The following is a 13,153-nucleotide window of genomic DNA, read 5'->3' on the forward strand; positions in this document are numbered from 1 at the left end:
GAACACCGGGTGTCCGCACCGAACTTGATTCCCCACATCCGCAGCGCGCTGGCCAATTTGCGGCCCGCCGAGCGCAAGGTCGCTGAGATGGTGCTGAGCGACGTGGACTTTGCGATGCGTGCGAGCATCACCGAGCTCGCGCAGCGCGCGGAGGTGTCCGAGCCTTCCGTCACGCGGTTTTGCCGCGCGATCGGTGCGCATGGTCTGCGCGACTTCAAGATGCAATTGGCGCAGAGCGTGGCAGGCGGGGTGCCGTATGCGTCGACGGCGGTTGCGCGCGATGATGATGTGCAGACGTTGATGGAAAAGGTGGGTGAGGCGGCGGTCGAAGGTATTACGCACGCGTGTGGCGCGTTGGATCCGGCGGTGGTTGAGAGTGCGATTGCGGCTTTATCGAGTGCGGGGCGGGTTTTTTTCTTTGGCGTGGGGTCGGGCTCGGGGTTGGTCGCGCAAGATGCGGCGCTGCGGTTTTTACGGCTCGATATTGCGGCCACCGCGTTTACCGATGGGCATTTGCAGCGGCTTTATGCCGGGCTGATGGAGCCGGGCGATGTGGCCTTTGCCATTTCGCATTCGGGACGTAGCGTGGAAGTGAATGAGAGTATTCAGATCGCCAAGGAGCGGGGTGCGACGACGATTGCGTTAACCAATGTCGGCTCGCGGCTGGCTTGGCTTGTTGATATCCCACTGCTGCTGCGCGTGCCGAGTCCCATCGATCCCAATACGCCGGGCGTGTCGCGGCTCGTGCATCTTTGCATCATGGACGCGCTTGCGATCGGCGTTGCGCTGAAGGCGGGCCCGAAGACGCTTGAAAAGATGCGGCATGCGAAGGCCAGATTGTCGTCGCATGAGCGGGAAGCTGCGGGGAATTGACCTCTCCTCACGAGGCGTTCACGTCCAATCTCGGGATCCTGTCCTTTCGCCGCTTGTTCAAGCAGTGATCAAAGGCGTTAGTGCATCAAGCGCAAGACCGGTTATTCCGGTCACATCTCGCGAATGCCGTTCGCGCCCTGCGAAAACGCAGGTCCATGCCATCAGCCATTACAAAAGTTCTTCAATGGCTTTCACGACTTCAAGCATATGCACGACCGGATCTGGTATCTCCCGGCGCGGATGTCGTACTTCGCAGATGCGATGTTCTGTGCATGAACGGCAGATTCGTCAGCATCAACGATGATATGACGACGATGACTTCGGCTTTTTCGCGCAATTGGACGAATCGCGTCATTTCGTCTGATTGACATGGCGTCATGCGTACTTAAATATGTTTATAAACTGCATGCACGGTATGCGGAAGATAATAGATGTGCCGTGAAATAATAGTGTCTCTGTTTGCTTTGAGAAATTTATATTTATTTCAATGCTCAAAGCATTATAAATAAATCGCAGAGTTAAATTTTTCGAGGCGTAATGCATGCCATGTCAAGTGGTGCATTAAATAAAATTAATTACACTCATAAACAGGAATTGGCCGATCATGCCTGAGCGTTCATTTCTAAATAAGCCTGGAAAAAAATCAAATACGCATATCGAGAAAATTGTCGGTGAAGATGATTTTTCGCAGGGCGAAATTTTCGTGCCTGAGGACGAGGCGCTATCTCAACAATTCCAGGCTTATATCGAGAAAAGGGCGGCCATAAACGATGATCACGCAAACGAACTAATTTACCCACGCGCCTATGCTGTCGCACGTAAAATCAGCCAAAATGGCGAGTGGGCGAGCGAAGCCGGTGACATGGCGCCTTCGCTTATAGTGTGTATACCTGGCGCGAGCGCAGCCGGACTACGCATCACTATCCTGGATGAAGATGATCGCATAGTGCTGCACGATGAACGGGGCAGCACCCGTTTGACTGACATCACCCTGCGGCGGGTCAATCGCAACCATTATCAGGCGGTAGTGGAGGGCATCGATAAGGATATTCCCGCTGACGGTAACTGTTTCTTCGCCGCCGTATGGGAAGCTTTACAGGGCGATGAATTCAAGTCCGCCCGGAACTGCATTTTCCAGCGTAAAAATATTCAGACTTCGCAACAGGCCAGCAACTATTTTCGCTTCGAACTGGCGAATTATATCCGTCAGCGCGCCAGTGAATTGGAAGATGGTATCTCCTTTGATGTTATTCCATTTGGCAGGAATGCCGTTACTGATGCGCTGATGAATGGGGAGAGGGGGCCGCGGCAGGAGATATCCCCGGCTGCGATTTTTAAATCTTATGAAGCTGGCAGAATATTATCTCCTGTGATAGATGAGCAGGGAGAAAGTAATACGGACGACCTGTCACCTTCGTTACAAGCCACGGCCACCTGTCAATCAGAGGAAGATGCCAACCTGTTTCTGGTCGTGATTAAACGGCTGCTCCAGCAGGTGATGGAACGGTTAATTGATTCAGCATTAAAAAAAGGGAAAGCGGTGGTCGTGGAATACATGACATTGCCAAATCAAATCTCCCTGATCCTTGGTGACCCCTCGCAGCGCTTCCCAGAGAAACTCAAGGCGATCAACGCTCTGATTAAGAATCGTGAGGGAAATTTACCAGACTTCATCACAGTATTGCCGCCATGGCTCGATCTGGCTAACGAGGCCTGGTCATTGGAGGAAATTGATCGGGGGCGCAGCGTAGAGGAAAATATACGCACGATATCGTACACCGCCCAAACACTACTCACCGACCCGCTAGTCTCAGAATTATTGTCCTCCGAACAAGCGACACGCTTTCGCACCTTGTTACAGCAAGGATCGCAGGCCGCGACTCTGCTGACGAAACTCCGCAAACTGCCCTCTGAGGCGACGTTCGGCGACTATTTTGATCTGCTCAAAGATAACTCGTTGTTTCGCAGTATTGCACCTGCGAGCGTGCTGTCACTTGTTAAATTGGCTGACCAGTTGCACCAGCAACTGGATGCCGTCGCGTTCCCGCCCGAGAAGGACGAGCGTGATAGATTAGATTGGCTAACGAACCTGTTGATCTCAGATGCAGGTGTAGAACTGTTGGCTTCACAGGTTGATCTCACAGCGCTCACCGCAGTGAAAACTCCCATAGCTTTAGTAAAACTGTTCAAGCAGTACCCTGGTGAAGCGGACGGACTTGCACAACTGGACTGGCTGACTCATCAACTGTTGCCCTCGAATGGCACCTCACCGTTGTCAGGAACCTTGTTAGAACCAATGGTAGGACGGTTTCAAGATTCATTGGGTGACAGTAAAGAGATTATGCGGATCACCAGGCTGTTGCTAAAAATAGCCAGCCCGCAAACTGACCGCAAGAAAGAACTCCCCGAGTTGCTCCGGTTAATATTCACCCCCAGCCGAGGGGCGAAGTTAGCGTCATTTATCCTGCCTTATTTCCCAACCCTTTTGGTCACATTCAACGCTGGGAAGACTTTTTACGAGTCTGGGAAAGACGTCTACGAATTGAGAGAATGGTATAGCCAGGTTTCGCCTGGTCAAAGCTGGCAAGCAACCAGCAAACAATTTGCAGCAAAGATAAGCGATATTCTGGGAAAGGATGCAAAACTACTCGCATCCTTAAGCGGATTTAGCGTCGGGTCGATACAGGCAACAGGTAGCGCCGTTTACGCCCTTTTTGACTGGAGCTGGGAAAAGACAGTGGCGTGGCTGCTTGAACAGATGAAATTGAATTCCCAAGGGCGCTGGTATTACGATCGGATGCTAGAGGTGTGCCTGGTTTGGCAGCTCTATCAAGCATTCAAGCCGGGTACCGCCAGCGCACAGGCCCATACCGCCTTACGAAATGTAGCCGTATTGCTAAAAAGCTACCTGCCCGAGATCAATACTGCCACCTTCGACACTATTATCCAGGTATTACCCTTGCTGCCTGGGTTGGTCGCGCTGAAAAGTGAGGGACACAAATTACCCCCCAGTGACGATTGGATTGAGTGGCTGCATGAAGTGGTCGGGCTGACGGGCACCAGTACTAATCCAGCGGTAAAACGGTTTGCCGAGCAAGTGGAAAGCGTGGCGCGCAAGATCGGCGACGATATATTGCAGCGGCTGTTTGATAGCGTGACGGCCAATGCGGCCGCTTTGTTTGGGGAAACGCCACCCACTCACGAGATGCTCGATGCTACACCGCCCTCTTTTGCGCCCAATACCCGCACAGCGGAACAATTACTGATCACGACGCTGGCACAATGGGCCAGAATCGGCGTGCGAAAGTCCCGGCAGCAACTGGGCGCGATGCTGGCCTCCGCGGGTACCACACTGAACAGTATTCTGCTGCAGGGCGGGGAAATGGATTTGCTTACTTCCCCTTTTGGACCGATACGAATGAGTCCACTGTCAGATGTCCTAACGGTACTCCGGCTGGGAGTAATCGAAGGAGCGGATTTAGCCGGGGAGTCCACTGGCATAGCGCCTGAATTGAAAAACATCATCTGGGGAAATAACGAACTTGCCTCGCAAAAGAAAATTTTTTCCATTGCATTATCCGTCTATTTTATATCGATAATCGCGGCCTTTGTCATTTACAAGAAATACAAGGCAGGAAAAGACATCGCACAGGATGCGACCAGATACGATCCTGTCGCGTTGAATGAGAGTGTCTCCATTCCGATGGAGCCGGCTAACGGCGGGTCTGTAATGCCCACACCCACTGAACAAGGCAATTTACTGCCCCAGGACGAGGGCGCCGAGATTTCCCCCGCCCCCGCAGAGCGAGACCGTGCGCAACCTGAAGCCAACACGCTCTCAGGGCGAGCCAGGAAGGGGCTCACTGGAATATGGTGCCGGATGAAGGAAAATCCTGAGGAACCGGCACTTGGGGTGGCGTTGTTTGTCGGGCTGGGTGCTACAGCGCATTTTGTCGAAAAATATGTAATGAATAAGCAAAACGTTAATGTCGATGAAGTGGTGGATCAGGTGTCGTTTATTGATGTGGCTGCGGATGATGATTTTAGTAAAGCCTTTGTTGCGCCCTCGATATTCATACCCCGTCACCTATCGGCAGACTCGACTGCCATGCCGGGCGAAAAACAGCTGAATAATATACGGAAATACACGCTAGAGTTGGCAAGAGAACTCGGTGATTCATGGCTGAAACAGTTTTTTACTCACCTGATGGGCAAGCTGCAGCCTACCCTATTCGCTATGCCGGAACTGATGAAGAAAACGGAAAATAATTACGCGTTTCTGCTGCAATTGGATTTGATGCTTTTAACTATGCAGGCTTTCATCGTTGAAGAGCTCAAGAAGAATAACTACACCAATCTTGAGGGACTGCTGGCGCTTAATCGGGTGCGTAATCTGGTGATTAAAACCTTGTTCGGAGAGTATAAGTCTCAAGTCATTCCCTACTACAAAGCTCTCTCTGCGGGGAAGTTATTTAATACTGTCAAGGCATTCTGGCTGAGTAATATTCTGAAAACCTATTTGCGCTATGCATTGCATAGCGCCGGGCATGCGGACGATAAGATAGAAACCTATGTCACCACACTGAACACCATGCAGGCCGAACAGCTCCTGATATCAGACGAGTATCATCAAGGGATACCAATTGGTATCGCGGGAGAAAGGCATGTTATTAAGGTACTGATGGACGAGCTGAATTCTATTCTGGATGATAATAAATATGACCTTGCCAGGGCGCAAAGAAAACAATCTGAAAATAATAATTCAGAAAAAATAGACGGCTACAGGTTACTGATACGGACATTCGAAACTCTTATCGACGCTTTAAGTGTCGCAAACCAACAAATTAATGAAAATCCATTCCTGAATTTTACCTACCCTCAGACTGAGGAAGAGTACGTTAATATTAGCTACGTTAACAAGCGGCTTGCCGAGATTATCGGAAAATCATTATTTCATGATAGCCGGATAGCGATTGCTTACATCCCGGGTGAGAATGAAGATGAAAAAATATATTTTAGTCTGCAACAAATAGCTTTTGGGGACCATATTAAGTATCCTCAATATGAGATTGTTCCCGGCGACTCTTCCCGGCAGGCGAAGGATAATGTAGTTATTTTTTGGCCCGCGATCGTTGACAACGATGCCCGACGTGCGATTTTGGATATTTGTGGCGAACTTGAGGATGCGAAAAATGTAATAGAAAAAATGAAAAAAATTCGTGAAGCGAAGATAAATATCGACGAGGCGAAATTTGTAAATGTTACTGGCTACGCTCAGGAACTCATTGATGAAGAAGCAAAAAAATTAGGAATTACAGGAACGCTTACGCTGGGCGAGAAAATAGAGATAAAAATGAAGGGTAAGGGTGTAAGAGTAGCCGGACATCCATTTCCGGAGGATCAGGAATGGACCGAGTATTATATATTAGGCGAACTCATCTTTAATAAAAATAATGAACTAAGGCCTGCCCTTGCAAAAAACAAGGAAGATAAATTACTCAGGTTGGCCGTTTATTTGCAATGCCAGGATTTGCAGAGTCTGTACCTTGAAAAAATAAATAGATGGAAAGATAACGAGGCACTTAAAAAAGATTTTGATCTGTTGACGCAAGCTAATGTTAAACCAATATTGGTCGGCACGGCTGGCATTGATGAAGTGAGGTACATGAGAATAAAGCTGGTTGGGTTATTGCGTTATATTAATAAGACTGGAACGGTCAATATCATTTCTTTATTAGATCAGTCGAGCCGCACTTTTAGTTCTGATCGCATATTCAATGCCCAATTTAATGTTGATGAAGAGCTATGGAAATGGATGTTACAGCATTCGACCGATCCTTTGGCGCAAAGTAGCGAAGCTAAACGTCGGCGTAAGGCCGCTGCGTCCAGGCTTGATGACGCGCGCGTTTCTGTTCCACTGATTCGTCCTTCTGATTTTCTCGCGTATGAAAAAATCACGCCGGAGAGTTACTCCTATTACAGCGATTATCTCGACCGCCTTTCCAGAGAGGCCGACCTATTGGCAACCTCCGACTCGGAGCTGTTCTGGGACAATTTTCTGGAAGTTGTAAAGGTGGTGGCATGGTTTGTTTCCCTTGCCACCTTCCCCTTGGGGATGCTGGCCAGTTTCGCGATTGGCTTGGCATTAGGGATTACTCCGCCGCTGCTGCAAGTGGCTATTGCCGATGATCCAGATAAAAAACAGGCCCATTTATTTGAAGCAGCGTTGAGCTTGCTGTTCGAAACGGTAGGTGCCGGGATTGGCCAAGGTGGTAGTGTAATTATTAAGCGGTTAAAAAAGTCAATGGAATATCGTAGGTTGTTCTCCTACCGCTTACTTATCGACGCAGGCCGCTCAATCGATGATATCGATACTGGACCTTTACCGCTAGTAGTGGGTGATGGCTTTAGCATATTACCCGATGGTGAATCTAACATACTGAAGTCTGCCAGGAAATTAATTCACTCAACAAGCGAGGGAACGTGTCGCGGTGTTTGCTGGAATTTCGCCATGCAGGTGTTGAAGGATTCGAAAGCCGTTGATGCTCAGGTGGTATCTGATTTAGAAAGGATCGTAGGAAATCTCGCCCAAAATAAGCCCGGCGTTTCTATTAATGACCTCTTTAAAGGTAAAGAGAGCAGATTAATCAGTGAAAGCCAGGAGTTGACTGCTGTTCCGGAAGGTCAATTGATTATTTTTTCGGAGCCAGCTGGGGAAGCACCAGGCGTAAAGCATGTTGCTGTTAGCGTGGGAAATGGGCGCTTTGCCGGTATGAAAAATGACTATCTTGACCCTGCTTTGGGACCTGGCAAGAGCATTGTGACGGCTGAAGAATTTGGGCAATTTATTGATGGCAGGTTTCTTAAGCGAGGGGCTAAAGTGGGTACGATTGAGCCGGCTTTAGAGGTTCGAACCGGGTACCCCCAAGGCAGTGCACTTGCTGCGACAGCAGGAGAAGGCGGACAAAATCGAGTTATTGAACTATTAGGACAGGATGGGCTTTTTAGTTTAAACCCGCAATCCGGTGAATTATTCATTGACGCCCACGGTTATCCATTTACTATTAATCATCTGGATAGCGATGAGCTATATCATATTATACGTGGGCTGGCCTACCATAAGGGGTTTGTTCCAACAGACATCAAGAGTATTTTACTAAAGTCATGCTATGGCGCTGATGGCGGAAAATATTCTAGCGCTGCGATGCTAGCGAATCAGTTTGACGTTGGATTTAAAGTTAGAGCTTACAAAGGTACGGTCAGTAGAGATTATCAGAGAGTACATCCCAATGGTGATGTTGCGTTTGCATCCGAGGTTGCTGGCGCATTGAAGATTAAATTATATCGACAGCTTCATAAGTTTGCCGAGGAAATCATTGCGCTCAAACAGAGTGGTAAAAAAATATTGAGTGAGATTGATCCTGCCGCATCGTTTTTGCAAAATTTGATACGCCTAATAAAAGGCGGAATAATATTGTCCGCTTTTAAGAAGCACTACAAACAAATTTCGGCGTCCGATTATGAAAAATTATCTTCGATAGTATCTCCCCTTGCCAGGGATGTATCTGATGAGGATTTTATTGATGCTGTTCTTAAAATAATGTTTAACGTGGAGGGCGTGGGAAATGCGATATGGACCGAGGAGTTCAGTGCTACGGGTGGGAGGCTCGATGACTACCAGGATAAATTAGGATACGGTGCAACACCAACTGTTGTGCCCGAAGACGCGCCACCGGTCCTAATCGGCCCCTATGAAAGAAGTCGATGGAACCGCGAAGTGCTATGGCGAACTGGAGAAGTGTTAAAACTGTTTGCTAAAGCGGATAAGCTGTTGGCGAAAGCAGACAATATTGTGGAAATTCAATTAACTGGCAATATAAAAAAACAACATGTAACGTTTTCGGTTGAGAAAAATTTTGATTATGCAGGTAATTTAACGTATAGCTTATATACAGATGACGGCAAGAAGCTATCCAGACAGACAGGTCTTGACGATGTTTTTTCTGCCTATGCGGACCAGAATAATGATGAATACCGAAGTTTCGTCAAGGAAATTTTTTCGCAAGGGGAGGATGTTAAATTTCAAATTGTTTACAGTTATAAAGAAAGAAAAGAGGATGAAGGGAAAGTATTCGCTTCTGATATTTACGACAGGTTGCCGGCACCGAGTGGAGTAGGGACGTTAGATCCTGATAATATTGTAGGTGACAATGATGCACGACTGAATGAATTAGCTACATCGGAGCGGATTCAAGATAGAGCCAGGAAGGTTTTGTTGGCAGACGATAAGCAGGACAATCTGGCGCTGATAGATGTTTTTTTCTACCTGATCAGCCAGGCACCGTGCGCACCTGACGATATTTTGAATTTGCGCCGCCCGGATGAATTGCCCCAGTTTATGAAGCTCGTCGCAAGTAGTGTGCAAGTTGCCGTCATATTAAATGCGATGGTGCAAACCGATGAGCTTGATTACACTAAAGAGGACCTCTCAATCACGGCCATTGGGTGGTTTATGTGCCGTTTATCAAGAATAATATTTCGTGAATATTCGATTGATATCGATGCGATTTCCGAGTTAGATCCGCTACATAAAATAGATCATATTGCTTACCAAATGAGTCGGCTTCCGTTGTCTTTAAGTAATCCCCATCGGACAGTGAGTTATTGGCTGGCGTTGTTCAATCAATTTGACGACAGAATGATAGGGTCTTCAAATATAGATGCGTCTTCGAAAAGCGAAGTACTGATCGGCCCCTATAAGAGCAGTCGATGGAATCGCGCAATGTTGTGGCAGACGGGAACAGTATTAAGAATATTGCAGAGGGAAAATCATGTCTCAAGGATCCAATTATTTGCCAAAATAAAAAACCGGCTTGCGAAATTCACTGTCAGTAAAACATATAATAAAGTAGGTAATTTGGCATATAAATTTTCGACTCAAAATGACAATGATGTGTTTGAATCCGTTGCCGTCGATGATGTTTTCTCTGTCTATGCTGATAAAAAAGATGATAAGTATTATAGATTTGTCGCGAATATTTTTGAGAAAGGGAGTGGTGTTAAATATAAAATAACCTACATTTCCAATAAGAGAGGAGAGGATGAAGGGCCGGTGGTTGATAATGATATTTACGATAAACTTTTGCCGGTTGAGGAAAAAATATTGTCCCCTGATGGTGGGGCGGGTAGAAACGATGCGTTACTGGAGAGTCTGACAGATGAAGGGAATATTATAGAAAGAGCCCGGGTCGCTCTTTCTATAAAAGATAAAGAGAAGATTATCTATCTACTCGATGTTTTTTTCTACCTGATTGCCCAGCAAGTACCCATGGATTTACTTGACGACAATCTGAATTTGCAACGTGAGGATCAATTTTGTCTTTTTATGCGGCAAGTCGCATGTAGTGTAAAAATTGCGACGTTCTTAAACAGTATGGCGGTGACCGGTAAGGCTGATTACGCGGATGCGGACCTTTCAGCCGCGGCAATTGGACGATTTATGCGTCGATTATCGATATTAATTTTGCCGCAGTATGGGGTGGATATCGCCGGTATTGCTGAATGCGACCCCCTACGGCGGATTGAAAAGATTGCTGACCAGATAAGAGACACGGTATCCAATGAGGCGCCCCGCCGGACCCCCAGTTATTGGTTGGCATTGTTCAGTCAATACCGTGATGATTTAATCGGATCTGCTACAACAACGACTTCTACAACCACTAAAGAGAAGCAGGCCGTCACGCTAGGACCGGGCCCTATTGATTCGGTCAGACGAGTCGTAAGATTCACCAACGCATTTAATGAAACTATCATGCTGAATTATGATAAAGGTGAATTATCGTATAAAACACCATTCAGGATGAAAATAGCTGATATTTCAAAGAAAATATACCGTTCGACTGCCGAAATAAATGATTTGATGGGGGTGAATGCCGAGGTATTTCCCTTGAATCGACCTGTGGACGCAGATATTCCAGCGGGGACTGAAATAAAGCTTCCCGGTTTATATTTAACGCGACCAGGAGATACTTTAAGGTCGATAGCTAAAAATCAATTGTTTTATAGGGGGCACGCGAGACAATTGGCATATTTAAACAGGGATCTGCGCGTTCTGGAAGAATCTGGAGTGGTAAAGAATAAAGTTGAATTCACTAAAAATGCTGTCGTCGAGGATAATATCGACATAAATAAGCCGATTCCCGAAGATATTGTGATTAAATTACCGTTTGTTGTAAAAATGGATAGAAAAATGTCTTTTGATTTATTTGAACCTGACCTTTTTAAAATTTTTTATGGTCCCGAGTCTTATGACGATGAAATCGAAGCATGGAATAAGATTGGTCTTTATGAAGGAGGCGTGGGGATCTACGATCAAGGCGCGAAAAAGATGGTGTGGTATTATTTAGGGCCACGCTAATAGAGTTACTTTAAAATCATTGTGTAAATTCAATAGTGCCCTTCCGATATCGTCCGGCGTGTATGGACATCGCCGGCTGGTTCCATGAGCACGCTGCTACCGGGATCAGAGCCGATTGCCGCCAGACTCAGAATCGCTGAAGAGCGCCTCATCAGAAACAAGTGGCGCGCACCCTGTTTGGCGCGTTGGCGGAGCGTTTGACCGATTCGCGCTTTGAGCGCGTCATGGCTCCGAGACGCGCCGCGGCATCGCACCGACGCATCGGCGGGTGCGGGACTAGTTGCCTTGGTCGTCGGCAAACGCTTTGGTAATCGTCTCAACGATTTGTACACTCAACTCCGGCCGTTCGTCGAACAGCGGATAGCGCTTGCGCAAGTTGTTCGACACGCTGTTGCCGTTCTGCCGGACACTGCGAATGATGCTGTCCAGATCGTTGTCCGGCGCCTCGAGAAATTCCTTGATGGCGCGCCGTGCTGTGTCGTTGGCGTGCAGAAAGCGCGCCTCGGCGCGCATTTCGTGCGTGAGCGTCGCGTCGATCACGTCGGCAAGATAGATGACGTGTGCGGTCAGATCCGGGTAGCGCCAGGCGGGCAGCGCGTCGTCATAGGCCCGAAAATTCAGGTTGTATTCGACACCGTCTTCCGCGATCTCAGTCTTGCCGAACGTGTATTGGTCCGCATAGTGTTTCATCAGCGGGCGCGAAAAGCGTTCAAGTACCTTGTCGTAGGCGGCGCGATCGCGCGTGCTGTGGGTGATCGTTGCTGACACCGGCAAGATGATGGGCGCAGGCACCGCGCCGTCGCGTCGCAGAATGTCGTTGATCAGGAAGCGCGAAATCCGGCCGTTGCCATCGGCCATGGGGTGCACGTAGACAAAGCCGAACGATGCCGCTGCGGCGCGAACGATCGACGCACCCCCTCCGGTACGTTCCAAAAAGCGGGCCAGCCCCAACAGCATCGTTTCGATGTGTTCCCAATGCGGCGCGATGTAGTCGACCACCGGTTGATAGCGTGCGACATGTCCCACATACACCGGCGAGCGGCGGATGCCGTAACGCAGGGCCGATTGGCCGAGAATGCCGCGTTGCAAGACGTCGAGCGTTTCAGCGTCGAACGGATTGGCATGCCGTCCGCATTCGCTTTCCATGACCGCGGCAAAGCGGCGGATCCGATCCTCTTTGTCGTGCTCATGCTCGATCAGAAAACTCGCGCGGCTCTCCTTGACCGTGAGCCAGACGGCACTGCGCATGATCAGATCGATGCCGTAGTCCGCCTCCAGTTCGGCGAGCGGTGCGGCAAGGTCGTAAGCTTCGGCACGCCGAACCGCTTCGACGCGTCGGATCACCGGGCAGAAGTCGCGATTGCCTGGCAAGTTGTCGCGCACACGCCAACGCGAGTTGTTGACCGGGGTGCCTACGATAAAGTCCTCGGGATTCAACGCGTCGACATAGTTTCCTCGGGAGACGCCCGGCGCATCCAGCGGTTCCGGCATCAGCCATTCATAGAAGAAGCAGGCGCGGCGAGCATACGCACCCGTCGGCTCGCGGGCGATCCATGCCTCCAGCTCATGGCGCACCGGCTCCAACGCATAAAGCCGTGCGAGGAATTCCAGATGGATGCCCTCGTGCCTGAAGGCGAAAGTCAGGTTATCGGTCAGGCTGGCGGCCGGGCGATACGGTTCGGGGTAAATCTCCCGACGAATGTCACCGTCGGTGGACGTGGAGCGAACCCGTCCAATTTCGCTCTGAACGGCGAACGGATGGACCGGTACGACGCCACTCACGTTGGATAGCCATTGATAACCGATCTGCGGCATGATTTTCGATCCGGGGAGGCTGGGATGCGCGCGAGGACGCATTGTTTC

The 13,153-nt window shown here is 48.9% G+C and carries 3 protein-coding genes; 2 read left to right on the forward strand and 1 reads right to left on the reverse strand.

The genetic code is table 11. The features are described 5' to 3' along the window. Window positions 1-9 precede the first annotated feature (9 nt). A complete protein-coding gene (locus ACAX43_RS02330) occupies window positions 10-873 on the forward strand; it encodes a MurR/RpiR family transcriptional regulator (RefSeq protein WP_370706801.1) in 864 nt (287 codons plus the stop codon). A gap of 604 nt (window positions 874-1,477) precedes the next feature. Continuing rightward, entirely contained in the window at window positions 1,478-11,290 is a 9,813-nt protein-coding gene (locus ACAX43_RS02335; protein ID WP_370706802.1) for a hypothetical protein, read from the forward strand. 276 nt (window positions 11,291-11,566) lie between these two features. Here ACAX43_RS02335 and ACAX43_RS02340 read toward each other — a convergent pair whose 3' ends face one another. After that, window positions 11,567-13,105 carry a Fic family protein gene (locus ACAX43_RS02340; RefSeq protein WP_370706803.1) on the reverse strand — a complete coding sequence of 513 codons (1,539 nt, stop codon included), beginning with the start codon at window positions 13,103-13,105 and terminating at the stop codon, window positions 11,567-11,569. Window positions 13,106-13,153 lie beyond the last annotated feature (48 nt).

The sequence above is a fragment of the Paraburkholderia sp. IW21 genome (assembly GCF_041321145.1).
Lineage (GTDB): Bacteria > Pseudomonadota > Gammaproteobacteria > Burkholderiales > Burkholderiaceae > Paraburkholderia.

Excerpts from the sequence above, each read along its gene's own strand:
- ACAX43_RS02340 (WP_370706803.1), bottom strand. The coding sequence starts at position 13,105 with ATGCCGCAGATCGGTTATCAATGGCTATCCAACGTGAGTGGCGTCGTA.
- ACAX43_RS02335 (WP_370706802.1), top strand. The coding sequence starts at position 1,478 with ATGCCTGAGCGTTCATTTCTAAATAAGCCTGGAAAAAAATCAAATACG.